This window comes from Pantoea jilinensis (assembly GCF_019104105.1).
Classification (GTDB): Bacteria; Pseudomonadota; Gammaproteobacteria; order Enterobacterales; family Enterobacteriaceae; genus Pantoea; species Pantoea eucalypti.
In genome coordinates, this window is record NZ_CP077746.1 from 431,052 (window position 1) to 453,210 (window position 22,159).

General features: G+C 52.6%; 30 protein-coding genes. 27 read left to right on the plus strand and 3 right to left on the minus strand.

All coding sequences use genetic code 11. The features are described 5' to 3' along the window. Positions 1 to 2 precede the first annotated feature (2 nt). Positions 3 to 1,907 (minus strand): ABC transporter ATP-binding protein, encoded by a 1,905-nt coding sequence (locus KTJ90_RS01980; protein WP_003852931.1) that lies wholly within the window; start codon positions 1,905 to 1,907, stop codon positions 3 to 5. Between the two features lie 112 nt (positions 1,908 to 2,019). Between KTJ90_RS01980 and kefG the strand changes: the two genes are divergently transcribed. The 4 genes from kefG (at position 2,020) to slyD (ending at position 5,368) form a co-directional block, all read left to right on the plus strand. Further along, positions 2,020 to 2,571, plus strand: coding sequence for a glutathione-regulated potassium-efflux system ancillary protein KefG (kefG, locus tag KTJ90_RS01985; protein ID WP_003852930.1), 552 nt, complete (start codon positions 2,020 to 2,022; stop codon positions 2,569 to 2,571). Then, positions 2,572 to 4,380, plus strand: a complete 1,809-nt coding sequence (kefB, locus tag KTJ90_RS01990; RefSeq protein WP_003852928.1) for a glutathione-regulated potassium-efflux system protein KefB — start codon at positions 2,572 to 2,574, stop codon at positions 4,378 to 4,380. It begins immediately after the preceding gene. Positions 4,381 to 4,403: 23 nt separating this feature from the next. Then, complete coding sequence (locus KTJ90_RS01995) at positions 4,404 to 4,598, plus strand: YheV family putative zinc ribbon protein (RefSeq protein ID WP_003852926.1); 195 nt, start codon at positions 4,404 to 4,406, stop codon at positions 4,596 to 4,598. Between the two features lie 197 nt (positions 4,599 to 4,795). Further along, positions 4,796 to 5,368, plus strand: a complete 573-nt coding sequence (gene slyD / locus KTJ90_RS02000) for an FKBP-type peptidyl-prolyl cis-trans isomerase (protein ID WP_499025904.1) — start codon at positions 4,796 to 4,798, stop codon at positions 5,366 to 5,368. Positions 5,369 to 5,463: 95 nt separating this feature from the next. Here slyD and KTJ90_RS02005 read toward each other — a convergent pair whose 3' ends face one another. Beyond that, positions 5,464 to 5,682, minus strand: a complete 219-nt coding sequence (locus tag KTJ90_RS02005; protein ID WP_003852923.1) for a SlyX family protein — start codon at positions 5,680 to 5,682, stop codon at positions 5,464 to 5,466. 269 nt (positions 5,683 to 5,951) lie between these two features. Between KTJ90_RS02005 and fkpA the strand changes: the two genes are divergently transcribed. From fkpA to bfr, 11 genes are all read left to right on the plus strand, one after another. After that, a complete protein-coding gene (gene fkpA / locus KTJ90_RS02010; RefSeq protein WP_003852921.1) occupies positions 5,952 to 6,797 on the plus strand; it encodes an FKBP-type peptidyl-prolyl cis-trans isomerase in 846 nt (281 codons plus the stop codon). A gap of 166 nt (positions 6,798 to 6,963) precedes the next feature. Then, on the plus strand, positions 6,964 to 7,686 hold the full coding sequence (locus KTJ90_RS02015; protein ID WP_003852919.1) for a helix-turn-helix transcriptional regulator: 723 nt from the start codon (positions 6,964 to 6,966) through the stop codon (positions 7,684 to 7,686). After that, positions 7,686 to 8,072 (plus strand): sulfurtransferase complex subunit TusD, encoded by a 387-nt coding sequence (tusD, locus tag KTJ90_RS02020; RefSeq protein WP_008926259.1) that lies wholly within the window; start codon positions 7,686 to 7,688, stop codon positions 8,070 to 8,072. The genes KTJ90_RS02015 and tusD overlap by 1 nt, the downstream gene beginning before the upstream one ends. Further along, entirely contained in the window at positions 8,072 to 8,431 is a 360-nt protein-coding gene (gene tusC, locus KTJ90_RS02025; protein WP_008926258.1) for a sulfurtransferase complex subunit TusC, read from the plus strand. Before tusD ends, tusC begins: the two co-directional genes overlap by 1 nt. Positions 8,432 to 8,440: 9 nt before the next feature. Beyond that, complete coding sequence (gene tusB, locus KTJ90_RS02030) at positions 8,441 to 8,728, plus strand: sulfurtransferase complex subunit TusB (RefSeq protein WP_003852914.1); 288 nt, start codon at positions 8,441 to 8,443, stop codon at positions 8,726 to 8,728. A 124-nt stretch (positions 8,729 to 8,852) separates the two neighbouring features. Continuing rightward, entirely contained in the window at positions 8,853 to 9,227 is a 375-nt protein-coding gene (gene rpsL, locus KTJ90_RS02035) for a 30S ribosomal protein S12 (protein ID WP_003852912.1), read from the plus strand. 96 nt (positions 9,228 to 9,323) lie between these two features. Next, a complete protein-coding gene (gene rpsG, locus KTJ90_RS02040) occupies positions 9,324 to 9,794 on the plus strand; it encodes a 30S ribosomal protein S7 (protein ID WP_003852909.1) in 471 nt (156 codons plus the stop codon). Between the two features lie 87 nt (positions 9,795 to 9,881). After that, the gene (gene fusA / locus KTJ90_RS02045) at positions 9,882 to 11,996 is read left to right on the plus strand and encodes an elongation factor G (protein WP_003852908.1); all 2,115 of its coding nucleotides are present in this window, start codon (positions 9,882 to 9,884) and stop codon (positions 11,994 to 11,996) included. Between the two features lie 68 nt (positions 11,997 to 12,064). Next, positions 12,065 to 13,249 (plus strand): elongation factor Tu, encoded by a 1,185-nt coding sequence (gene tuf, locus KTJ90_RS02050; protein WP_105099977.1) that lies wholly within the window; start codon positions 12,065 to 12,067, stop codon positions 13,247 to 13,249. 171 nt (positions 13,250 to 13,420) lie between these two features. Then, positions 13,421 to 13,615 carry a bacterioferritin-associated ferredoxin gene (gene bfd, locus KTJ90_RS02055; protein ID WP_008927140.1) on the plus strand — a complete coding sequence of 65 codons (195 nt, stop codon included), beginning with the start codon at positions 13,421 to 13,423 and terminating at the stop codon, positions 13,613 to 13,615. A gap of 99 nt (positions 13,616 to 13,714) precedes the next feature. Further along, positions 13,715 to 14,188, plus strand: a complete 474-nt coding sequence (bfr, locus tag KTJ90_RS02060; protein WP_008927139.1) for a bacterioferritin — start codon at positions 13,715 to 13,717, stop codon at positions 14,186 to 14,188. Here bfr and KTJ90_RS02065 read toward each other — a convergent pair. Further along, positions 14,175 to 14,948, minus strand: coding sequence for a prepilin peptidase (locus KTJ90_RS02065; protein ID WP_003850715.1), 774 nt, complete (start codon positions 14,946 to 14,948; stop codon positions 14,175 to 14,177). The two genes, bfr and KTJ90_RS02065, sit on opposite strands and share 14 nt — an antisense overlap. A gap of 393 nt (positions 14,949 to 15,341) precedes the next feature. Here KTJ90_RS02065 and rpsJ point away from each other — a divergent pair, with 393 nt between their 5' ends. The 12 genes from rpsJ to KTJ90_RS02125 all read left to right on the plus strand — a co-directional run bounded on the left by rpsJ (position 15,342) and on the right by KTJ90_RS02125 (position 22,035). Beyond that, positions 15,342 to 15,653: a 30S ribosomal protein S10 gene (rpsJ, locus tag KTJ90_RS02070; protein ID WP_001181005.1), complete on the plus strand. Its 312-nt coding sequence runs from the start codon at positions 15,342 to 15,344 to the stop codon at positions 15,651 to 15,653. 32 nt (positions 15,654 to 15,685) lie between these two features. Beyond that, positions 15,686 to 16,315 carry a 50S ribosomal protein L3 gene (gene rplC / locus KTJ90_RS02075; protein WP_003850712.1) on the plus strand — a complete coding sequence of 210 codons (630 nt, stop codon included), beginning with the start codon at positions 15,686 to 15,688 and terminating at the stop codon, positions 16,313 to 16,315. Positions 16,316 to 16,325: 10 nt separating this feature from the next. Beyond that, positions 16,326 to 16,931 (plus strand): 50S ribosomal protein L4, encoded by a 606-nt coding sequence (gene rplD / locus KTJ90_RS02080; protein WP_003850711.1) that lies wholly within the window; start codon positions 16,326 to 16,328, stop codon positions 16,929 to 16,931. Continuing rightward, on the plus strand, positions 16,928 to 17,230 hold the full coding sequence (rplW, locus tag KTJ90_RS02085) for a 50S ribosomal protein L23 (RefSeq protein ID WP_003850708.1): 303 nt from the start codon (positions 16,928 to 16,930) through the stop codon (positions 17,228 to 17,230). Before rplD ends, rplW begins: the two co-directional genes overlap by 4 nt. A 17-nt stretch (positions 17,231 to 17,247) precedes the next feature. Continuing rightward, positions 17,248 to 18,069, plus strand: coding sequence for a 50S ribosomal protein L2 (gene rplB / locus KTJ90_RS02090; RefSeq protein WP_008927137.1), 822 nt, complete (start codon positions 17,248 to 17,250; stop codon positions 18,067 to 18,069). A gap of 16 nt (positions 18,070 to 18,085) precedes the next feature. After that, complete coding sequence (gene rpsS, locus KTJ90_RS02095; RefSeq protein ID WP_001138115.1) at positions 18,086 to 18,364, plus strand: 30S ribosomal protein S19; 279 nt, start codon at positions 18,086 to 18,088, stop codon at positions 18,362 to 18,364. 13 nt (positions 18,365 to 18,377) lie between these two features. Next, positions 18,378 to 18,710: a 50S ribosomal protein L22 gene (rplV, locus tag KTJ90_RS02100; RefSeq protein WP_008927136.1), complete on the plus strand. Its 333-nt coding sequence runs from the start codon at positions 18,378 to 18,380 to the stop codon at positions 18,708 to 18,710. Between the two features lie 17 nt (positions 18,711 to 18,727). After that, positions 18,728 to 19,426 (plus strand): 30S ribosomal protein S3, encoded by a 699-nt coding sequence (rpsC, locus tag KTJ90_RS02105; RefSeq protein ID WP_008927135.1) that lies wholly within the window; start codon positions 18,728 to 18,730, stop codon positions 19,424 to 19,426. Between the two features lie 12 nt (positions 19,427 to 19,438). After that, a complete protein-coding gene (gene rplP / locus KTJ90_RS02110) occupies positions 19,439 to 19,849 on the plus strand; it encodes a 50S ribosomal protein L16 (RefSeq protein WP_008927134.1) in 411 nt (136 codons plus the stop codon). After that, the gene (gene rpmC, locus KTJ90_RS02115; RefSeq protein ID WP_003850146.1) at positions 19,849 to 20,040 is read left to right on the plus strand and encodes a 50S ribosomal protein L29; all 192 of its coding nucleotides are present in this window, start codon (positions 19,849 to 19,851) and stop codon (positions 20,038 to 20,040) included. The genes rplP and rpmC overlap by 1 nt, the downstream gene beginning before the upstream one ends. Continuing rightward, the gene (rpsQ, locus tag KTJ90_RS02120; RefSeq protein ID WP_003850147.1) at positions 20,040 to 20,294 is read left to right on the plus strand and encodes a 30S ribosomal protein S17; all 255 of its coding nucleotides are present in this window, start codon (positions 20,040 to 20,042) and stop codon (positions 20,292 to 20,294) included. Before rpmC ends, rpsQ begins: the two co-directional genes overlap by 1 nt. 388 nt (positions 20,295 to 20,682) lie before the next feature. After that, the gene (locus tag KTJ90_RS02125) at positions 20,683 to 22,035 is read left to right on the plus strand and encodes an amidohydrolase family protein (RefSeq protein WP_499025905.1); all 1,353 of its coding nucleotides are present in this window, start codon (positions 20,683 to 20,685) and stop codon (positions 22,033 to 22,035) included. The last annotated feature ends 124 nt before the right edge of the window (positions 22,036 to 22,159 follow it).

Consider the following 22,159-nt stretch of genomic DNA (forward strand, 5'->3'; position numbering starts at 1 on the left):
TTTTATGAGGCCATAATCTGTTCGAGCTGTTCCTGGGCTTCCAGCCACGCCATCTCAACCTCTTCCAGCGCAGATTTACTTTCCGCCTGCCGCTTGAGTGCAGTGGTCAGGTCCGCTTTTCGGCTCTGATCATAAATCGCACTGTCTGCGAGCTGCGCTTCGGCATCGGCCAGCTGGCTCTGCCATTTGCTCATCTGCTTTTCCAGCTTCTCTATCTCTTTGCGCAGCGGCTGGGTCTGAGTGCGCAGTTCGGCATCACGGCGCTTTTGATCTTTACGCGCCTGGGCGCTGTTACCGTTATCCAGTTTCGGCGCGGCATCCTGTTGCGCCTGCTGTTTCTGCAGATCGCTCAGCCACTGCTGATAATCTTCGAGGTCGCCCTCAAACACATCCACTTTGCCATCATGCACCAGATAGAGATCGTCCGTGGTCGCGCGCAGCAGGTGACGGTCATGCGAGACCACCACCAGTGCACCTTCGAAGTCGATCAGCGCTTCGGTCAGCGCCTGGCGCATATCAAGATCCAGGTGGTTAGTTGGTTCATCGAGCAACAGCAGGTTAGGGCGTTGCCAGACAATCAGCGCCAGCACCAGTCGCGCTTTCTCACCGCCGGAGAAGCGCTCAGTGTTCTCCGTGACTTTGTCGCCGCGGAAATCGAAGCCGCCCAGATAGTCGCGCAGCTGCTGTTCCAGCACGTCAGGCGCAATGCGCGACAGATGCTGCAGCGGTGACTCATCGGCCCGCAGGTACTCCAGCTGATGCTGGGCGAAGTAACCAAGCTTGATCCCTTTCGCCAGCCCCATCTTGCCATGCATCGCCTCCAGCTCACCTGCCAGCAGCTTAATCAGGGTGGATTTACCGGCTCCGTTACGTCCCAGCAGGCCGATGCGTGAGCCTGGCACCAGGTTGAGCTTGATCGCGTCGAGAATGATGCGATCGCCATAACCTGCGGTGACCTTCTCCATCTTCATCAGTGGATTAGGCAGGTTTTCCGGCTTGCGGAAGGTGAAGCTGAATGGATTATCAACATGGGCGGGCGCAATCATCTCCATGCGCTCCAGCATCTTGATGCGGCTCTGTGCCTGCTTCGCCTTGGTCGCCTGGGCGCGGAAGCGATCAATGTAGCTGTGCAAATGCGCGACTTTCTCCTGCTGACTCTCATACAGCGCCTGCTGCTGAGCCAGCTTGGCGACGCGCTGCCGTTCAAAGGAGCTGTAGTTGCCGGTATATTCGAACATCGACTCCTGTTCGATATGAATAATTTTGTCGATGACCGGATCGAGGAAGTCACGATCGTGCGAGATCAGGATCAGTGTGCCTTCATAACTTTTCAGCCAGCGCTCCAGCCAGATCACCGCATCGAGATCGAGGTGGTTGGTCGGTTCATCCAGCAACAGCAGATCGGAACGGCAAATCAGCGCCTGTGCCAGATTGAGGCGCATGCGCCAGCCACCAGAAAAGTCGCTGACCGGCCGTTGCAACTGCTCCTGACTGAAGCCCAGGCCGTGCAACAGGCTTGAGGCGCGCGCATGAATGCTCCACGCCTGCACCGCGTCCAGCTGGCCATGCAGCAGCGCAATGGCATTGCCATCGTCACGCAGATTGGCGTCCGCCAGCTCGGCTTCAAGCTGACGAAACTGGCGATCGCCATCAATCACGTACTCCAGCGCGGCTTTATCCAGCGCTGGCGTTTCCTGATTCACCCAGGCCAGCGCCCAGTGAGCGGGGAACGTGACGGTGCCGGCATCGCTGGTGATTTCACCTTTTAACAGCGACAGCAGCGTGGATTTCCCACAGCCGTTTTTACCCACCAGCCCGACCTTCTGACCGGGATTAATGGTGGCGGTGGCATTGTCGAGCAGGACGCGGATGCCGCGGCGAATTTGTAAGGCTGAGAAGACAATCATGTAAGCGCCGTATCGTCAGAATATGTTAATTTACTGGCAACATAATGAGATTTTGCTGCGTCGTGCATGGTAGCTGAAAACCGCACCAATGACGACGCTTTGGAGGGAAAGGATGTCGCAGCCACCCAGGGTTTTGCTGCTTTATGCTCATCCGGAATCACAGGATTCGATCGCGAATCGGATTTTGTTACAGCCGGCTCAGGCACTGGAACACGTCACCGTGCACGATCTGTACGCGGCCTATCCGGATTTTTTTATCGATATTCATCATGAACAACAGTTACTGCGCGAACATGACGTGATCATTTTTCAGCATCCGCTCTATACCTACAGCTGTCCGGCATTGCTGAAAGAGTGGCTGGATCGGGTTCTGTCCCGCGGCTTCGCCAATGGCGTGGATGGCAATGCACTTGAAGGTAAATACTGGCGCAGCGTGGTGACGACCGGCGAACCGGAAAGTGCCTTTAAGCAGCAGGGTCTGAACCGCTATTCGCTCAATGACATTATGCGGCCTTTTGAGCTGACCGCCCGGATGTGCCGTATGCACTGGATGCCGCCGATGATTGTTTACATGGCACGTCGTCAGAGTCCTGAATTATTGAAAAATTACGCCCGCGCTTATGGTGACTGGCTCGCGGCACCGCTGCTGAATGGAGGGGTATAGATGGAAGGGCAAACGCTGCTGACCGCGGGGGTGATTTATCTGGTCGCGGCGGTCTTGATTGTACCGGTGGCGGCTCGCCTCGGTATTGGTGCAGTTCTGGGTTATCTGGTGGCGGGTATCGCCATCGGCCCGTGGGGATTAGGTTTTATCAGCGACGTCGACGAGATTCTTCACTTCTCTGAGCTCGGCGTGGTTTTCCTGATGTTTATTATCGGGCTGGAGCTGAACCCGGCAAAGCTGTGGGCGCTGCGCCGCTCCATTTTTGGGGTCGGCGCGGCGCAGGTCATCTTCTCCGCAGCCATTCTCGGCGGCTTATTGTGGCTGACCCATTTTAGCTGGCAGGCGGCGATCATCGGCGGGATTGGCCTGGCGATGTCCTCGACCGCCATGGCGCTGCAGCTGATGATGGATAAAGGCATGAACCGCAGCGAAGCGGGTCAGCTGGGTTTTTCGGTGCTGCTGTTCCAGGATATCGCGGTTATTCCTGCCCTGGCGCTGATCCCGCTGCTGGCCGGGACCGACAGCGGCCATATCGACTGGATGAAGGTTGGCATGAAAGTGCTGGCGTTTGCCGGCATGCTGGTAGGCGGACGCTATCTGCTGCGGCCAATCTTCCGTTACATCGCCGCATCGGGCGTGCGCGAGGTCTTTACCGCGGCGTCGCTGCTGCTGGTGCTGGGTTCCGCGCTGTTTATGGATGCGCTGGGCCTGTCGATGGCGCTGGGTACGTTTATTGCCGGGATCCTGCTGGCGGAGAGTGAATACCGCCATGAGCTGGAAGTGGCTATCGACCCGTTCAAAGGTTTACTGCTGGGCCTGTTCTTTATTTCGGTAGGCATGGCGCTCAATCTCGGTGTGCTCTATACCCATATTGTGACCATCCTGCTGGGTGTGGTGACGCTGGTGGCGGTGAAAACAGGGGTGCTCTATGTGCTGGCGCGCATTTATGGCCTGCGCAGTTCAGAGCGACAGCAGTTCGCGGGTGTGCTGAGTCAGGGTGGTGAGTTCGCCTTTGTGCTATTTTCAGCGGCATCCTCGGCAAAGCTCTTCTCAGGCGAGCAACTGCCGATGCTGCTGGTGACGGTGACGCTGTCGATGATGACCACGCCGCTGCTGATGAAGGGAGTCGATCGTCTGCTGGCACGCCGCTTCAACGAGACGGATGAAGATGCAGAAAAACACTTTGTTGAAGATGATCAGCCACAGGTGATTGTGGTGGGCTTTGGTCGCTTCGGTCAGGTGGTGGGACGCTTGTTGATGGCGAACAATAAACGCATCACCGTGCTGGAGCGCGACATCAGTGTGGTAAGTCTGATGCGGAAATATGGCTATAAGGTCTATTACGGCGATGCTACCGAACTGGAGTTACTTCGGGCAGCCGGTGCAGCCAACGCGCAGTCAATTGTCATCACCTGCAATGAACCGGAAGATGTGATGACGATCGTGCATCTGTGCCAGCAGCATTTTCCGCAGCTGCAGATTCAGGCGCGCGCCCGTGGCCGCGTCGAAGCCCATGAGCTGTTACAGGCAGGCGTCACGCAGTTCTCGCGCGAGACCTTCTCCAGTGCGCTGGAGCTGGGACGTAAAACATTGATGACGCTGGGGATGCATCCGCATCAGGCGCACCGCGCCCAGCAACATTTCCGCCGGCTTGATATGCGGATGTTGCGTGAGCTGATGCCTAATCTCTCTGAAAGTGCGGCGCAGGCTTCACGAGTCCGTGAAGCACGGCGTGAACTGGAAGATATCTTCCAGCGCGAAATGCAGCACGAGAAGCGGCAGTTCGACGGCTGGGACGATGACCAATAATCTCTTAAAACAGGCAGAAGCTAATGCGTAAACGTTTTATTGCCGGTGCGACATGCCCGCACTGTCAGGAAAAGGACACGCTGGCGATGTGGCGTGAAAATAATGTTGATGTGGTGGAGTGCGTGAAGTGTGGTCATCAGATGCGCGAGGCGGATAAGCAGGCGCGCGATCAGGTTCGCTCAAATGAACAGGTTATTGGCATTTTCCATCCTGAGTAGCGGAATCGGGCAGCTTTTTTTACGCTTGAACTTACAGCGGGATTGAATTCCGTTACAATTACCGCCATTAAGGCTTAAGTCGCAAGAGAATGTGAAATCCCTCTTGTACTCAGCCCCGAACCTTTCTGGTTGGTGTTATTGCACGCAAGAATAGACCAATGAGACGGGATCTCAGCTCTCAACGGTTAGGAGATATCATGAAAGTAGCAAAAGACCTGGTGGTAAGCCTGGCCTATCAGGTACGTACAGAAGACGGCGTGTTAGTTGACGAGTCACCGGTGAGTGCACCGTTAGACTACCTGCACGGTCATGGTTCCCTGATTTCTGGTCTGGAAAATGCGCTGGAAAACCACATTGCCGGCGACAAGTTTGACGTGCATATCCCGGCAAACGATGCTTACGGTCAGTATGACGACAACCTGGTGCAGCGCGTTCCTAAAGACGTGTTCATGGGTGTTGATGAACTGCAGGTTGGCATGCGTTTCCTGGCAGAGACCGATCAGGGTCCGGTGCCAGTAGAAATCACTGAAGTTGAAGATGAACACGTCGTGGTTGATGGTAACCACATGCTGGCGGGTCAGAACCTGAACTTCAACGTTGAAGTGGTTGCTATCCGTGAAGCCACACCAGAAGAACTGGCTCATGGCCATGTTCACGGTGCAGATGGCCATCATCATGACCACGATCACGGCCATGATCACGACCACGACCACGACCATGATCACGGTAAAGGCGGTTGCGGAACTGGCGGTTGCGGTTGCAGCCACTAAGTCTCAACAGTCCTTTAAAGGCCACCTCCGGGTGGCCTTTCTTTTGGTCGTTACTCTGGTTCAGCCCGGCTGAACCGGGGCCAGATGGCCCGCGATCAGTAGTGCGGGGGCGGCGTCTCTTCAGACTGTGAGGCGACCATCGAGGGCGCATTCGCTTTGAGCTTGTCAGTTAAAATGCGCATCTGTTCACGCATTTTATTCATCTCAAGCTCATGCTGAACCACTGCGCTGTTTAGCTGATCGATCGTCATCTCCTGAAAGGCCAGTTTACTCTCTAACGTCTCCAGACGCTGTTCCCACTCAGATTGTTGCATGACCTGTTCCTCTGTTAAGGTGCGACTCGGGGCATGATTCTACGACCTGAATGCCAGGAATCACCTGTTTTTTTCACTACCTCCAGCGTTGCGCTTGAAAAAAGGCTGCGCGGCATCATCTCTGATGAAACTTCCCGATGTTATAAAGGTCGGAGGTAGACCGGGTAATTACATTGTGGGAGTGTTCGCCACTGCCACGTAAAGTTATAGTGTGGACCCTGAAGTCCGCAATGTTTCCCGAGGTTAGACGCTTCGGTTTTGGAGAATGGATGAAATCACTGTTTAAAGTCACATTGTTAGCTACCACCATGGCTGTTGCACTGAATGCTCCGCTGGCAATGGCGGCAGACACCGCTGCGGCCCCACAGGCTGCACCCGCTGCTGCGCCACAGTCCGCGCCACAGGCACCTAAGAATGCTGCTTTCAAAGATGAAGACCAGCAGTCTGCCTATGCACTGGGTGCTTCACTGGGTCGCTACATGGACAACTCCCTGAAGGAGCAGGAAAAACTGGGCATCAAACTGGATAAGCAGCAGCTGATTGCTGGTGTTCAGGATGCATTTGGTGGTAAGAGCAAACTGTCTGATGAAGAGATTGAGCAGACGCTGCAATCCTTTGAAGGCCGCGTGAAAGGCGCAGCCTCAGCGAAAATGGAAAAAGATGCGAAAGAGAACTCTGAAAAGGGTGAAGCGTTCGCGACCAAATTTGCTAAAGAGAGTGGCGTGAAGAAAACCGAAAGCGGCCTGCTGTATAAAGTTGAGAAAGAAGGGACCGGCGACGCACCTAAAGACAGCGATACCGTAGTGGTGAACTACAAAGGTACGCTGATTGATGGTACTGAATTCGACAACTCTTATACCCGTGGTGAGCCACTCTCGTTCCGTCTGGATGGTGTTATCCCAGGCTGGACCGAAGGTCTGAAGCATGTGAAGAAAGGCGGCAAGATCAAGCTGGTGATCCCACCAAATCTGGCTTACGGCAAAAATGGCGTTCCGGGCATCCCGGCTAACTCCACCCTGGTATTTGATGTTGAACTGCTTGATATCAAACCAGCGCCTAAAGCAGATGAAAAAGCACAGGCGCCTGCGCCTGCTGCGGCAGAAAAAGCGCAGTAATCTGCTGACCGCCGCCTCCGGGCGGCGGTTTCATTTTAGCTTCACGACAAACCTCTGGCATAAGCCGACGACATTTGCCAGACTAATGCCTGCCTAATTATCCCAATATTGAGTCTGCCCATAAGCCGCTGTGACAGGCTCCAGCCATTCAGGGTGATACTCTTCAATGTCTAATCCATTCAATCCGGGTGAACTGAGCGACTTCGATCTTCTGGAGCAGCGCCCGTTCGAACAATCCGATTACGATATTCTGAAATCGTACGAGGCTGTCGTGGATGGCCTGGCGATGCTGATCGGCTCGCATTGTGAAATTGTCCTGCATTCGCTTGAAGATCTTAAGTGTTCGGCCGTACGTATCGCCAATGGAGAACACACCGGTCGTAAAGTCGGTTCGCCTATCACTGATTTAGCCCTGCGTATGCTGCACGACATGCATGGCGCGGACAGCAATGTCTCCCGTGCCTATTTCACGCGCGCCAAAAGCGGCGTGCTGATGAAGTCTGTCACCATTGCGATTCGCAACCGTCAGCAACGGGTCATTGGCCTGCTCTGCATCAACATGAACCTTGATGTGCCGTTTTCACAAATCATGTCGACCTTTATGCCACCCGAGATGCAGCAGGTTGACTCCAATGTCAACTTCGCCAGTTCGGTCGATGATCTGGTGATGCAGACGCTGGAGTTCACCATTGAAGAGGTGAGTGCTGACCGCAATGTATCGAACAACGCCAAGAATCGTCAGATTGTGCTGAACCTGTATGAGAAGGGGATCTTCGACATCAAAGATGCCATCAACCAGGTTGCGGATCGGCTGAACATTTCGAAACACACTGTCTATCTCTACATCCGTCAGTTTAAAAATGGCGACTTTGTGGGACAGGATCGGTAATGCGCTACACCCTGATGGTGACCGGCCCGGCTTATGGGACGCAACAGGCGACCAGTGCATACCTGTTCGCCCGTGCACTGCTGACGGCGGGCCATCAACTCGACAGCGTGTTCTTCTATCGCGAAGGGGTGCTGAATGCTAACCAGCTCACCGCGCCTGCCAGTGATGAATTTGACCTTGTACGTGCGTGGCAGGCCTTGCATCAGGAGCACGGTGTGGCATTGAACATCTGTGTCGCGGCCGCGCTGCGTCGCGGCGTCAGCGATTCGCAGGAAGCGGACCGGCTCCAGCTGGCGGGCAGTAACCTGCAGCCGGGTTTTACCCTGAGTGGGTTGGGTGCGCTGGCGGAAGCCGCGCTGAGCTGTGAACGCATGGTGCAGTTCTGATGAATCGTGTCGCATTTGTTTTTACCCGTGCGCCGCACGGCAGCAGTGCAGGGCGCGAAGGGCTGGATGCCGCGCTGGCCACGGGCGCGCTCAGTGACGATATCGGCCTGTTTTTTATTGGTGATGGCGTATTGCAGCTTAATCTTCATCAGCAACCAGAGACGATTAAGAGCCGTCACTATGCCGCGACCTTTGGCGTGCTGCCGCTGTATGACATTGAACAGTGCTATCTCTGCCAGGACTCCCTGATTGCGCGAGGGTTAAAGGTTGACGCTGACCGGTTGCTGGATGTTACCCTGCTGGACGCGCCGGCACTGCGGCAGATGCTGGCCAGCTACGATCGCATTCTTACTTTCTAAGAGACGTTAATGCTGCACACTTTAATGCACTCACCGGCCTACAGTGATCTTGATACTCTGCTTTTAATGGCGGGCGCCGGAGATGACCTGCTGCTGTTGCAGGATGGAGTGCTGGCCGCCTTAACCGGAAGCCGTGCATTAATGCGGCTCTCAGAGAGCGGCCTGACGCTGTGGGTGCTGGACGAAGATGTTCAGGCTCGCGGTCTCGCTGGACAAATTTCGAGCAGCGTACAGTCAATAGACTATAATGGCTTTGTCACGCTAACGATCAGGCATCAGCAACAAATCGTGTGGTAATCGGCTAAAACCTGGTTATTTCTTGACACCCCTTTGACTCAGCCCTAAAATTCTGCCTCCTCGTAATTCTACGAGGCGATTTATTACGTGTTTACGAAGCAAAAGCAAATCCAGGAGCTATTTAATGGCAACAGTTAACCAGCTGGTTCGCAAACCACGCGTCCGCAAAGTTGCAAAGAGCAACGTGCCGGCGCTGGAAGCTTGCCCGCAAAAACGTGGCGTTTGTACTCGTGTGTACACCACCACTCCTAAGAAACCAAACTCCGCACTGCGTAAAGTCTGCCGTGTGCGTTTGACCAACGGTTTTGAAGTTACCTCCTACATTGGTGGTGAAGGTCATAACCTGCAGGAACACTCCGTGATCCTGATCCGTGGCGGTCGTGTAAAAGACCTGCCAGGTGTGCGTTACCACACCGTTCGTGGCGCGCTTGACTGCTCAGGTGTTAAAGACCGTAAGCAGGCTCGCTCCAAGTACGGCGTGAAGAAGCCAAAGGCTTAATGGTTCTCCGTTAAGTAAGGCCAAACGTTTTAAATTAAATGTCATAATAAACTCATAGAGTTTTGGACAATCCTGAATTAACAACGGAGTATTTCCATGCCACGTCGTCGCGTCATTGGTCAGCGTAAAATTCTGCCAGATCCTAAGTTCGGATCAGAGCTGCTGGCCAAATTTGTAAATATCCTGATGGTAGATGGTAAAAAATCTACTGCAGAATCAATCGTTTATACCGCGCTCGAGACCCTGGCTCAGCGTTCAGGTAAAAACGCACTGGAATCTTTTGAAGTAGCCCTGGAAAACGTGCGTCCGACTGTCGAAGTTAAGTCACGTCGCGTTGGTGGTTCTACTTATCAGGTACCAGTTGAAGTCCGCCCGGTTCGTCGTAATGCTCTGGCAATGCGCTGGATCGTAGATGCTGCTCGTAAACGCGGTGATAAATCAATGGCTCTTCGCCTGGCGAACGAACTTTCTGATGCTGCAGAGAACAAAGGTACTGCAGTGAAGAAACGTGAAGACGTTCACCGCATGGCAGAAGCCAACAAGGCGTTCGCACACTACCGTTGGTAATTACCACGTAGTTAAACCAGCGGGCGCTCAATCAGCCAACCCGCTGGGGTCGACTTACCTTGAACGCCCGAGAATCAGAGGAATCAAATGGCTCGTAAAACACCCATTGCCCGCTACCGTAACATCGGTATCAGTGCGCACATCGACGCCGGTAAGACTACCACTACCGAACGCGTTCTGTTCTACACCGGTGTAAACCACAAAATCGGTGAAGTACATGACGGCGCAGCAACCATGGACTGGATGGAGCAGGAACAGGAACGTGGTATTACCATCACTTCCGCTGCGACCACCTGTTACTGGTCTGGTATGGCAAAGCAGTTCGAACCACACCACATCAACATCATCGACACCCCAGGACACGTTGACTTCACCATCGAAGTTGAACGTTCTATGCGTGTGCTTGATGGCGCGGTAATGGTTTACTGTGCAGTTGGTGGCGTTCAGCCACAGTCTGAGACCGTATGGCGTCAGGCTAACAAATATAAAGTTCCACGCATTGCGTTCGTTAACAAAATGGACCGCATGGGTGCTAACTTCCTGAAAGTTGTTAAACAGATGGAAGTTCGTCTGGGCGCAACTCCAGTTCCTCTGCAGCTGGCTATCGGCGCAGAAGAGAAATTCACCGGTGTTGTTGACCTGGTGAAAATGAAAGCAATCAACTGGAACGACGCAGATCAGGGTGTAACCTTCGACTACGAAGATATCCCAGCTGATATGCAGGAACTGGCTGAAGAATGGCATGCGAAGCTGGTTGAAGCCGCTGCTGAAGGCTCTGATGAGCTGATGGAGAAATTCTTCGGTGGTGAAGAACTGACTGAAGAAGAGATCAAAACATCTCTGCGTAAGCGTGTTCTGAACAACGAAATCATCCTGGTAACCTGTGGTTCTGCATTTAAGAACAAAGGTGTTCAGGCGATGCTGGATGCAGTTGTTGAATATCTGCCAGCACCGACTGACGTTACCGCGATTAACGGTATGCTGGACGACGGTAAAGACACGCCGGCTGTTCGTCACTCTGATGACAACGAGCCGTTTGCTGCACTGGCGTTCAAAATCGCTACCGACCCATTCGTGGGTAACCTGACGTTCTTCCGCGTTTACTCTGGTGTTGTTAACACGGGTGATACCGTATTCAACCCGGTTAAATCAAACCGTGAGCGTCTGGGCCGTATCGTTCAGATGCACGCTAACAAGCGTGAAGAGATTAAAGAAGTTCGTGCGGGTGATATCGCAGCTGCGATCGGCCTGAAAGATGTGACCACTGGTGACACCCTGTGTGACCCAGATAACGTCATCATCCTTGAGCGCATGGAGTTCCCGGAGCCGGTAATCTCTATCGCCGTTGAACCGAAAACCAAAGCTGACCAGGAAAAAATGGGTCTGGCTCTGGGCCGTCTGGCGAAAGAAGACCCATCATTCCGCGTATGGACTGATGAAGAATCTAACCAGACCATCATCGCTGGTATGGGTGAATTGCACCTCGACATCATCGTTGACCGTATGAAGCGTGAGTTCAACGTTGAAGCGAACGTGGGTAAACCACAGGTTGCTTATCGTGAAGCGATTCGTAACAAAGTTACCGATGTTGAAGGTAAACACGCCAAGCAGTCTGGTGGTCGTGGTCAGTACGGTCATGTTGTTATCGACATGTACCCACTGGAGCCAGGTTCTAACCCGAAAGGTTACGAATTCGTCAACGATATCAAAGGTGGTGTGATTCCTGGTGAATACATCCCTGCGGTTGACAAAGGTATTCAGGAACAGCTGAAATCAGGCCCTCTGGCCGGCTATCCGGTTGTGGATCTGGGCGTGCGTCTGCACTTCGGTTCTTACCACGATGTTGACTCCTCAGAACTGGCGTTCAAACTGGCCGCGTCTATTGCCTTCAAACAAGGCTTTAAACAAGCGACACCAGTCCTGCTTGAGCCTATCATGAAGGTTGAAGTTGAAACGCCAGAAGAGAACACGGGTGATGTCATCGGTGACCTTAGCCGTCGTCGTGGTATGCTTAAAGGGCAGGAATCTAACGCTACTGGCGTTCAGATTCACGCTGAAGTTCCGTTGTCTGAGATGTTCGGATACGCAACTCAGCTGCGTTCTCTGACCAAAGGTCGTGCTTCTTACTCCATGGAGTTCCTGAAGTATGACGATGCGCCGAACAACGTAGCGCAGGCCGTTATTGAAGCTCGTAGCAAATAAGCTACGGTTTAAATTTGAACTGATGCCTTCACCTAAAGGGTGAAGGCACAACGTAAGGAATTATCGCCATGGCGAAAGAGCAATTTCAGCGTAACAAACTGCACGTAAACGTGGGCACCATCGGTCACGTCGACCACGGTAAAACCACCCTGACTGCAGCTATCACCACCGTACTGTCTAAAACTTACGGCGGCCAGGCTCGTGCATTCGATCAGATCGATAACGCACCAGAAGAGAAAGCACGTGGTATCACCATCAACACTTCACACGTTGAGTATGAAACCCCAACCCGCCACTATGCGCACGTTGACTGCCCAGGCCACGCCGACTATGTGAAAAACATGATCACCGGTGCTGCGCAGATGGACGGCGCGATCCTGGTTGTTGCTGCGACTGATGGCCCAATGCCACAGACCCGTGAGCACATCCTGCTGGGTCGTCAGGTTGGCGTTCCTTACATCATCGTGTTCCTGAACAAGTGTGACATGGTTGATGATGAAGAGCTGCTGGAACTGGTAGAAATGGAAGTTCGTGACCTGCTGTCAGCATATGACTTCCCAGGCGACGACACTCCAATCGTTCGTGGTTCTGCTCTGAAAGCGCTGGAAGGCGAAGCTGAGTGGGAAGCGAAAATCATCGAACTGGCTGAGCATCTGGATAACTACATCCCAGAACCACAGCGTGCGATCGACATGCCGTTCCTGCTGCCAATCGAAGACGTATTCTCAATCTCTGGCCGTGGTACTGTTGTTACCGGTCGTGTTGAGCGCGGCATCGTTAAAGTCGGCGACGAAGTTGAAATCGTTGGTATCAAAGATACTGCGAAATCAACCTGTACCGGTGTTGAGATGTTCCGTAAGCTGCTGGACCAGGGTCAGGCAGGCGAAAACTGTGGTGTTCTGCTGCGCGGTATCAAGCGTGAAGACATCCAGCGTGGCCAGGTTCTGGCTAAGCCAGGCTCAATCAAGCCACACACCCAGTTCGAGTCAGAAGTTTACGTTCTGTCTAAAGACGAAGGTGGTCGCCATACTCCGTTCTTCAAAGGCTATCGTCCACAGTTCTACTTCCGTACAACTGACGTAACCGGCTCAGTAGAGCTGCCAGAAGGCGTTGAAATGGTCATGCCAGGCGACAACATCAAAATGGTTGTTACCCTGATCCACCCAATCGCAATGGACGAAGGTCTGCGCTTCGCAATCCGCGAAGGCGGCCGTACCGTTGGCGCGGGTGTTGTTGCTAAAGTTATCGCTTAATTGTGATATCTGCTGTAGTCGTGCAAACGGCCACTGCAACACAGATAAAAGAGCACTTCGGTGCTCTTTTTTTTTGCTCTGAATAAGCCATAACCCTGCAAAGGGTGGGTTTGAAATAAAAACTATTCGCATTTACACTGTGTATAGAAAATGTACCAGAGTGATGAATCAATGTACGTCTGCCTTTGTAATGCCATCAGTGATAAAACCCTTCGTGAAGTCGTGCGTCGCTATCAGCCTGAGTCTATCCAGCAACTGCGTCAGTTTGTGCCAGTAGGCAAACAATGCGGCAAATGCGTTCGTGCTGCGCGTGAAATCCTGGATGAAGAGATGCAAAATCCGCCACTCTATAAAGAGATAGCCTGACGAACATCGGTGTGTGAATACCCACAATATCTGTCACGCTTTTTTGACTTCTTTTTAACCGCATCTACGCTCTAATAAATCAGACGCGGAGGGTTAACAATGAAGGGTGATATCAAAGTTATTAGTCATCTCAATAAACTGCTTGGAAATGAACTGGTTGCTATCAACCAGTACTTTCTGCATGCACGCATGTTTAAAAACTGGGGACTGATGCGCCTCAATGATGTGGAGTATCACGAATCAATCGATGAGATGAAGCATGCTGACAAATATATTGAGCGCATTCTTTTTCTTGAAGGCATTCCAAATCTTCAGGATCTGGGACGTCTGCGTATTGGAGAAGACGTTGAGGAGATGCTGAGTTCAGACCTGAATCTGGAGCTGGAAGGCGCTAAAGATCTTCGTGAAGCGATCTCCTATGCTGATAAAGTTCATGATTACGTCAGCCGTGACATGATGATTGAAATCCTGGCGGATGAAGAACACCACATCGACTGGATTGAGACGGAGCTTGAGCTCATCCAGAGGATGGGCATCCAGAACTATTTGCAGGCTCAAATCAAAGAAGAGTGAACCGCGCCTGAAGTACAAGCATCACCCAGCCCGCAATGGCCAGGAACGGCCCAAAGGGTAGCGGGCTGTCCATCTGGACTACGCCCCGTCGTTGCAACATCACGATGGTCGCTAACGCCAGAACTGTAGCACCCAGCGCAATCCAGGGTAATGCCTGCCAGCCACAGCAGGCACCTAGCGCTGCAAAAAGCTTGATATCGCCATAGCCTAATCCTTCAAACCCCCTTACCAGCCGATAGCCCCAGGCAAGCAGCCACAACGCACAGTATCCAGTCAGGGCGCCCCATATCGCCGCTGTTTCATTTCCGGTTAGTGAGGCGTGCAGTAATCCCAGCCAGAGCAGCAGATAGCTCAGCGGGTCGGGTATACAGTAGTGGCGACAATCAATAGCCGCCACCAGTAGCAACAGGCCAGAGGCCGCAATAATAAAAATCGCGTCTGCAGAATGGGTAAAGCTTTGTAGCACCAGCAGACAGAGCATTGCAGTCAGACATTCCATGACAAAGCTCGATTCGCTGAATAGCTGATTGCAGAAACGACACCGTCCTTTTAAGACTGGCCAGCTGACCAGAGGCAGTTTATCGCGCCATAGCAGGCGCTGCTGACAATGGGTGCACCGTGACCCGGGGAAGCAGAGTGAGGCAAACCACTGGTCAGGAGGGAGGGCAGGAGAGAAGCGCGCACAGGCCAGAGACAGAAAGCTTCCTAATGCACCTCCGCCAGCCAGAACAGCGATTTGAGTAATAAAGGGCAGGGACATGGTTATGCTCCAGGTAAAAGGTGACGAACACTCTCACCGGCTTGCTGTTCTGTGTCATCTGCGAATGAGGAACCCCGGAAATGTGCTCACAATTGAATCCATGATTTATCAGCCTTAAAGCAGTTCACTGCGACGCGCGCCTCACACGTCGGCCACTATTTAGCAGGGAAAAGCGCAACACGGGTTGCTTCCTGAACAGATTTACGTATAATGCGCGGGCCTGCAGATATTGCAGGCGCGATTCGAGCAGAATCGCAGACGGCTGAATTTTAGGCCGCCTGACAATACTCCCAATTGTGGAGTTATATGCTGAACGATTACACTCTCCCATCAATCGTAATGGGCTCGAGTAGTAATTTTTTTCGTCTATAAAAAGTTTGGAGCTCTGGTCTCATGCAGAACCAAAGAATCCGTATCCGTCTTAAAGCGTTTGATCATCGTCTGATCGATCAATCAACCGCGGAAATCGTTGAGACCGCCAAGCGCACTGGTGCGCAGGTTCGTGGTCCAATCCCGCTGCCAACCCGCAAAGAGCGTTTTACTGTTCTGATCTCTCCGCACGTTAACAAAGATGCGCGTGATCAGTACGAAATCCGCACTCACAAGCGTCTGGTAGACATCGTTGAGCCAACTGAAAAAACCGTTGATGCTCTGATGCGTCTGGATCTGGCTGCCGGTGTTGACGTGCAGATCAGCCTGGGTTAATCAGGTCATCGAGCGATTGAGAGGTTGAAACAATGATTGGTTTAGTCGGTAAAAAAGTGGGCATGACCCGCATCTTCACTGAAGATGGCGTTTCTATCCCCGTCACCGTAATCGAAGTTGAAGCGAACCGCGTTACTCAGGTCAAAGGCCTGGAAAACGATGGTTACCAGGCAATTCAGGTTACCACCGGTGCTAAAAAAGCAAACCGTGTGACCAAACCTGAAGCTGGTCATTTTGCTAAAGCTGGCGTTGAAGCTGGCCGTGGCCTGTGGGAATTCCGCACCGCTGAAGGTGAAGAATACTCTGTAGGTCAGAGCATCAGCGTTGAAATTTTCGCTGAAGTTAAAAAAGTTGACGTAACCGGTACCTCAAAAGGTAAAGGTTTCGCCGGTACCGTTAAGCGCTGGAACTTCCGTACCCAGGACGCTACTCACGGTAACTCCTTGTCTCACCGCGTTCCGGGTTCAATCGGTCAGAACCAGACTCCGGGCAAAGTGTTCAAAGGCAAGAAAATGGCAGGTCAGCTGGGTAATGAGCGCGTAACCGTTCAGAGTCTGGACGTGGTACGTGTTGACGCTGAGCGCAACCTGCTGCTGGTTAAAGGTGCAGTTCCCGGTGCTACCGGTAGCGACCTGATCGTTAAACCAGCTGTGAAGGCGTAAGGGGATAGCAATGGAATTAGTATTGAAAGACGCGCAGAGCGCGCTGACTGTTTCCGAAACTACCTTCGGTCGTGATTTCAACGAAGCGCTGGTTCACCAGGTTGTTGTTGCTTACGCATCTGGCGCCCGCCAGGGTACTCGTGCGCAGAAAACTCGCGCCGAAGTAACTGGTTCAGGCAAAAAGCCATGGCGTCAAAAAGGCACCGGCCGTGCGCGTGCAGGTTCTGTAAAGAGCCCAATCTGGCGTTCAGGTGGTGTGACCTTTGCTGCGAAGCCACAGGACCACAGTCAAAAAGTTAACAAAAAGATGTACCGCGGCGCGCTGAAAAGCATCCTGTCCGAACTGGTACGTCAAGATCGTCTGATCGTTGTCGAATCATTTGCTGTAGAAGCACCGAAAACCAAGCTGCTGGTACAGAAACTGAAAGACATGGCTCTGGAAGACGTGCTGATCATCACCGGTGAACTGGATGAGAATCTGTTCCTGGCTGCGCGTAACCTGTACAAGGTTGACGTGCGTGATGCATCCGGTATCGACCCAGTTAGCCTGATCGCCTTCGACAAAGTCGTTATGACTGCTGATGCAGTTAAGCAAGTTGAGGAGATGCTGGCATGATCCGTGAAGAACGTCTGCTGAAAGTACTGCGCGCGCCGCACGTATCTGAAAAAGCATCTAGCGCGATGGAAAAAACCAATACCATCGTTCTCAAAGTTGCTAATGACGCGACCAAAGCAGAGATCGTTGCTGCTGTTGAGAAACTGTTCGAAGTAGAAGTTAAAGACGTAAACACCCTGGTAGTTAAGGGCAAAGTTAAGCGTCAAGGACAGCGTATCGGTCGTCGTAGCGACTGGAAAAAAGCTTACGTCACCCTGAAAGAAGGCCAGAATCTGGACTTCGCTGGCGGCGCTGAGTAAGTCGGAGGAGAAAGACAATGGCAGTTGTTAAATGTAAACCGACATCTCCGGGTCGTCGCCATGTAGTTAAAGTGGTAAACGCGGAGCTGCACAAGGGCAAACCATTCGCCCCGCTGGTAGAAAAAAACAGCAAATCCGGTGGCCGTAACAACAATGGTCGTATCACTACCCGTCATATCGGTGGTGGTCACAAGCAGGCTTACCGTATTGTTGACTTCAAACGCAACAAAGATGGTATCCCGGCAGTTGTTGAACGTCTTGAGTACGATCCGAACCGCTCTGCGAACATCGCACTGGTTCTGTACAAAGACGGCGAGCGCCGTTACATCCTGGCCCCTAAAGGCCTGAAAGCCGGCGACCAGATTCAATCTGGCGTTGATGCTGCGATCAAAGCAGGTAACACTCTGCCGATGCGTAACATCCCGGTGGGTTCAACCGTGCATAACGTAGAAATGAAACCAGGCAAAGGCGGTCAGATTGCTCGCTCAGCTGGTGCTTACGTGCAGATCGTTGCGCGTGAAGGTTCTTACGTTACCCTGCGTCTGCGTTCAGGTGAAATGCGTAAAGTCGAGTCTGACTGCCGCGCAACACTGGGCGAAGTCGGCAACGCTGAGCACATGCTTCGCGTTCTGGGTAAAGCCGGTGCAGCCCGTTGGCGTGGTGTTCGTCCGACCGTTCGTGGTACCGCGATGAACCCAGTTGATCACCCGCACGGTGGTGGTGAAGGTCGTAACTTTGGTAAGCACCCGGTAACTCCGTGGGGCGTTCAGACCAAAGGTAAGAAGACCCGTAGCAACAAGCGTACCGATAAGTTTATCGTACGTCGCCGTAGCAAATAATATTAGAGGATAAGCCATGCCACGTTCTCTCAAGAAAGGTCCTTTTATTGACCTGCACTTGCTGAAGAAGGTAGAGAAAGCGGTGGAAAGCGGTGACAAGAAGCCTTTGCGCACTTGGTCCCGTCGTTCAACGATCTTTCCTAACATGATCGGTTTGACCATCGCTGTCCATAATGGTCGTCAGCACGTTCCTGTCTTTGTTTCCGACGAAATGGTTGGTCACAAACTGGGTGAATTCGCGCCGACACGTACTTATCGCGGTCACGCGGCTGATAAAAAAGCCAAGAAGAAATAAGTAGGAGGAAGAGATGGAAACTTTAGCTCAACATCGCCACGCTCGTTCTTCTGCTCAGAAGGTTCGCCTTGTTGCTGACCTGATTCGCGGTAAGAAAGTGTCGCAGGCACTGGACATTTTGACCTACACCAATAAGAAAGCGGCTGTACTGGTCAAAAAAGTTCTGGAATCTGCCATTGCTAACGCCGAACACAACGATGGCGCTGATATCGACGATCTGAAAATCACGAAAATTTTCGTTGATGAAGGTCCGACCATGAAACGCATTATGCCGCGTGCCAAAGGTCGTGCAGATCGCATCCTGAAGCGCACCAGCCACATTACTGTGGTTGTGTCCGATCGCTGAGACTCTGGAGACTAGCAATGGGTCAGAAAGTACATCCTAATGGTATTCGCCTGGGTATTGTAAAACCATGGAACTCTACCTGGTTTGCGAACACCAATGAATTCGCTGACAACCTGGACAGCGATTTTAAAGTACGTCAGTTCCTGACTAAGGAACTGGCTAAAGCATCTGTCTCTCGTATCGTTATCGAGCGTCCTGCGAAGAGCATCCGTGTGACTATTCACACCGCTCGTCCGGGCATCGTCATCGGTAAGAAAGGCGAAGATGTAGAAAAACTGCGCACGGTCGTCGCGAAAATCGCTGGCGTTCCTGCACAGATTAATATCGCCGAAGTCCGCAAGCCGGAACTGGACGCGAAACTGGTAGCTGACAGCATCACTTCACAGCTGGAGCGTCGTGTGATGTTCCGTCGTGCTATGAAGCGTGCGGTTCAGAACGCCATGCGTCTTGGCGCGAAGGGTATTAAAGTCGAAGTTAGCGGCCGTCTGGGTGGCGCCGAGATCGCACGTACCGAATGGTATCGTGAAGGTCGCGTGCCATTGCACACACTGCGTGCTGACATTGACTACAACACCTCTGAAGCGCACACCACTTATGGTGTAATCGGCGTTAAGGTATGGATCTTCAAAGGTGAGATCCTGGGTGGTATGGCTGCTGTTGAACAACCGGAACCGGCTGCTCAACCTAAAAAGCAGCAGCGTAAAGGCCGTAAGTAAGGAGAGTCGCTGATGTTACAACCAAAGCGTACGAAATTCCGTAAGGTGCACAAAGGCCGTAACCGCGGTCTGGCTGCGGGTACGGATGTCAGCTTCGGTACTTTCGGTCTGAAAGCTGTTGGCCGTGGTCGTCTGACTGCTCGTCAGATCGAAGCAGCACGTCGTGCTATGACCCGTGCAGTTAAGCGTCAAGGTAAGATCTGGATCCGAGTATTCCCGGACAAACCGATCACCGAGAAGCCGCTGGAAGTGCGTATGGGTAAAGGTAAGGGTAACGTAGAGTATTGGGTTGCCCTGATCCAGCCTGGTAAAGTCCTGTATGAAATGGACGGCGTACCAGAAGAGCTGGCCCGTGAAGCATTCAAGCTGGCAGCAGCAAAACTGCCTATCAAAACCACCTTTGTAACTAAGACGGTGATGTAATGAAAGCAACAGAGCTGCGTGAAAAAAGCGTTGAAGAGCTGAACACTGAGCTGCTTAATCTGCTGCGTGAGCAATTTAACCTGCGCATGCAGGCAGCATCTGGCCAACTGCAGCAGACCCATCTGCTGAAACAGGTGCGCCGTGATGTTGCACGCGTTAAGACTTTACTGACTGAGAAGGCGGGTTCGTAATGACCGATAAAATCCGTACTCTGCAGGGTCGTGTAGTAAGTGACAAAATGCAGAAATCTGCAGTTGTTGCTATCGAACGTTTTGTGAAACACCCGATCTACGGCAAATTCATCAAACGTACGACTAAGCTGCACATCCATGACGAGAACAATGAATGTGGAATTGGTGACGTGGTAGAAATCCGCGAATGCCGTCCACTGTCCAAGACTAAATCCTGGACCCTGGTTCGCGTAATCGAGAAAGCGGTTCTGTAATAAGAATTGTTTTTTCTGAGAAACCCTCTGCTTCGGCAGGGGGTTTTTTTTTGCCTGGTATCTGGCCTGTTCCATTCATGCCAGTGGTTGTACAAGTCTGAGAGCGTTCACAAATTTAACGGGGAGCCCGTGGGTCCTGCGGTTCATCAGTCAATGCGACCTGAAAATGCCACACGGGAGCGAGCGGTTTATCATCGCCAGGGAAGTGATGAGTCTTGAAAATGGAGAGTCATGATTGATTGTGTCGGCTACCGTTGAACGTTTTCACCGTTCACCGCACTACCTGTCACCCCAGCAACTGTCACTGCACTGCCTGCTATTGTCTCAGCCAAAAACTTGCCGCTAATATCGGATAGCACATAACCACTGACAACCCACAGGCAAGTTTATGACACGAACGCTGTTACTGAAGAATGCCGACTATGTGGTCTGCATGGATGCTGACCGTCAGGAAATACGACACGCCAGTATTTTGATAAAAGGAAATCAAATTGCTGCGGTTGGAGAAGCAGACTCATTACCTGATAACGCCGACGAGGTGATTGATCTCCAGGGACACATTGTTATTCCAGGCCTGATCAATACGCATCACCATATGTACCAGAGCCTGACCCGCGCTATTCCTGCGGTGCAAAATGGTGAACTGTTCAACTGGCTGACTCACCTCTATCCACTGTGGCAGAATTTAACGCCCGGGATGATTCAGGTGTCAACGAAGGTCTCAATGGCCGAGCTGATCCTCTCCGGCTGCACCACCACCAGTGACCACCTCTATGTTTACCCTAATGGTTGTAAGCTTGACGACAGCATTGAAGCCGCATCCTTAATGGGTATGCGTTTCCATGCGAGCCGGGGCAGCATGAGTGTCGGTCAATCCCAGGGTGGCCTGCCGCCCGATTCGCTGGTTGAGAGTGAAGCAGCCATTCTGAAGGATACGCAGCGGGTGATTGAGCGCTATCACGATGACAGCTATGGCTCGATGCTACGCATTGTGGTTGCGCCATGTTCACCGTTCTCGGTCAGCCGTGAGCTGATGAAGCAATCCGCAGCACTGGCACGCAGCTTCAACGTCTCTCTGCATACGCATCTGGCGGAGAATGACAGTGATATCCAATATAGCCGCGAAAAGTTCAACATGACACCCGCGCAGTATGTTGAAGACCTCGGCTGGGTAGGCCCGGATGTCTGGCATGCACACTGCGTCAAACTGGATCAGCCCGGTATTGAGTTATTTGCGCGTACAGGGACAGGTATCGCGCACTGTCCGTGCTCAAACATGCGTCTCGGCTCGGGCATTGCGCCGATAAGGCACATGTGCGATGCCGGAGTACATGTCGGTTTGGGGGTGGATGGTTCTGCCTCCAATGACAGCGCAGATATGATGGCAGAAGTACGTCAGGCCATGCTGCTGCAACGCGTGGGGTTCGGCCCGGATGCGATGACGGCGCGTCAGGCACTCGAACTGGCGACGCTGGGGGGAGCAAAAGTGCTGAATCGCAATGACGTGGGCGCTATTGCGCCGGGCATGATGGCTGATTTGGCTATTTTTGACCTCAATCGCATTGGTCTTGCCGGGGCAGGGCACGATCCCGTTGCTGCGCTGGTATTCTGTAATCCCGGCCAGGTCGCTTACAGCATCATTAACGGTAAAGTCAGGGTGCGTAACGGAGAACTGGCCGGAATTGACCTGCCAGCCGTACTGCGTCAGCATAACCAACTAGCCAGAAAGCTGGTTGATTGAGTCAGAAGGGCACTTAATTTGGAAGGCGACGAAAAATAAGGCAGATTACATTTGCTACTGTTCGCACTATTCCCTAGAATACGCCCTCCCTGTCATCAGGGAAAATCAGCGGCTCGATTGAGAG

Excerpts from the sequence above, each read along its gene's own strand:
- KTJ90_RS01980 (WP_003852931.1), bottom strand. The coding sequence starts at position 1,907 with ATGATTGTCTTCTCAGCCTTACAAATTCGCCGCGGCATCCGCGTCCTG.
- kefG (WP_003852930.1), top strand. The coding sequence starts at position 2,020 with ATGTCGCAGCCACCCAGGGTTTTGCTGCTTTATGCTCATCCGGAATCA.
- kefB (WP_003852928.1), top strand. The coding sequence starts at position 2,572 with ATGGAAGGGCAAACGCTGCTGACCGCGGGGGTGATTTATCTGGTCGCG.
- KTJ90_RS01995 (WP_003852926.1), top strand. The coding sequence starts at position 4,404 with ATGCGTAAACGTTTTATTGCCGGTGCGACATGCCCGCACTGTCAGGAA.
- slyD (WP_499025904.1), top strand. The coding sequence starts at position 4,796 with ATGAAAGTAGCAAAAGACCTGGTGGTAAGCCTGGCCTATCAGGTACGT.
- KTJ90_RS02005 (WP_003852923.1), bottom strand. The coding sequence starts at position 5,682 with ATGCAACAATCTGAGTGGGAACAGCGTCTGGAGACGTTAGAGAGTAAA.
- fkpA (WP_003852921.1), top strand. The coding sequence starts at position 5,952 with ATGAAATCACTGTTTAAAGTCACATTGTTAGCTACCACCATGGCTGTT.
- KTJ90_RS02015 (WP_003852919.1), top strand. The coding sequence starts at position 6,964 with ATGTCTAATCCATTCAATCCGGGTGAACTGAGCGACTTCGATCTTCTG.
- tusD (WP_008926259.1), top strand. The coding sequence starts at position 7,686 with ATGCGCTACACCCTGATGGTGACCGGCCCGGCTTATGGGACGCAACAG.
- tusC (WP_008926258.1), top strand. The coding sequence starts at position 8,072 with ATGAATCGTGTCGCATTTGTTTTTACCCGTGCGCCGCACGGCAGCAGT.
- tusB (WP_003852914.1), top strand. The coding sequence starts at position 8,441 with ATGCTGCACACTTTAATGCACTCACCGGCCTACAGTGATCTTGATACT.
- rpsL (WP_003852912.1), top strand. The coding sequence starts at position 8,853 with ATGGCAACAGTTAACCAGCTGGTTCGCAAACCACGCGTCCGCAAAGTT.
- rpsG (WP_003852909.1), top strand. The coding sequence starts at position 9,324 with ATGCCACGTCGTCGCGTCATTGGTCAGCGTAAAATTCTGCCAGATCCT.
- fusA (WP_003852908.1), top strand. The coding sequence starts at position 9,882 with ATGGCTCGTAAAACACCCATTGCCCGCTACCGTAACATCGGTATCAGT.
- tuf (WP_105099977.1), top strand. The coding sequence starts at position 12,065 with ATGGCGAAAGAGCAATTTCAGCGTAACAAACTGCACGTAAACGTGGGC.
- bfd (WP_008927140.1), top strand. The coding sequence starts at position 13,421 with ATGTACGTCTGCCTTTGTAATGCCATCAGTGATAAAACCCTTCGTGAA.
- bfr (WP_008927139.1), top strand. The coding sequence starts at position 13,715 with ATGAAGGGTGATATCAAAGTTATTAGTCATCTCAATAAACTGCTTGGA.
- KTJ90_RS02065 (WP_003850715.1), bottom strand. The coding sequence starts at position 14,948 with ATGTCCCTGCCCTTTATTACTCAAATCGCTGTTCTGGCTGGCGGAGGT.
- rpsJ (WP_001181005.1), top strand. The coding sequence starts at position 15,342 with ATGCAGAACCAAAGAATCCGTATCCGTCTTAAAGCGTTTGATCATCGT.
- rplC (WP_003850712.1), top strand. The coding sequence starts at position 15,686 with ATGATTGGTTTAGTCGGTAAAAAAGTGGGCATGACCCGCATCTTCACT.
- rplD (WP_003850711.1), top strand. The coding sequence starts at position 16,326 with ATGGAATTAGTATTGAAAGACGCGCAGAGCGCGCTGACTGTTTCCGAA.
- rplW (WP_003850708.1), top strand. The coding sequence starts at position 16,928 with ATGATCCGTGAAGAACGTCTGCTGAAAGTACTGCGCGCGCCGCACGTA.
- rplB (WP_008927137.1), top strand. The coding sequence starts at position 17,248 with ATGGCAGTTGTTAAATGTAAACCGACATCTCCGGGTCGTCGCCATGTA.
- rpsS (WP_001138115.1), top strand. The coding sequence starts at position 18,086 with ATGCCACGTTCTCTCAAGAAAGGTCCTTTTATTGACCTGCACTTGCTG.
- rplV (WP_008927136.1), top strand. The coding sequence starts at position 18,378 with ATGGAAACTTTAGCTCAACATCGCCACGCTCGTTCTTCTGCTCAGAAG.
- rpsC (WP_008927135.1), top strand. The coding sequence starts at position 18,728 with ATGGGTCAGAAAGTACATCCTAATGGTATTCGCCTGGGTATTGTAAAA.
- rplP (WP_008927134.1), top strand. The coding sequence starts at position 19,439 with ATGTTACAACCAAAGCGTACGAAATTCCGTAAGGTGCACAAAGGCCGT.
- rpmC (WP_003850146.1), top strand. The coding sequence starts at position 19,849 with ATGAAAGCAACAGAGCTGCGTGAAAAAAGCGTTGAAGAGCTGAACACT.
- rpsQ (WP_003850147.1), top strand. The coding sequence starts at position 20,040 with ATGACCGATAAAATCCGTACTCTGCAGGGTCGTGTAGTAAGTGACAAA.
- KTJ90_RS02125 (WP_499025905.1), top strand. The coding sequence starts at position 20,683 with ATGACACGAACGCTGTTACTGAAGAATGCCGACTATGTGGTCTGCATG.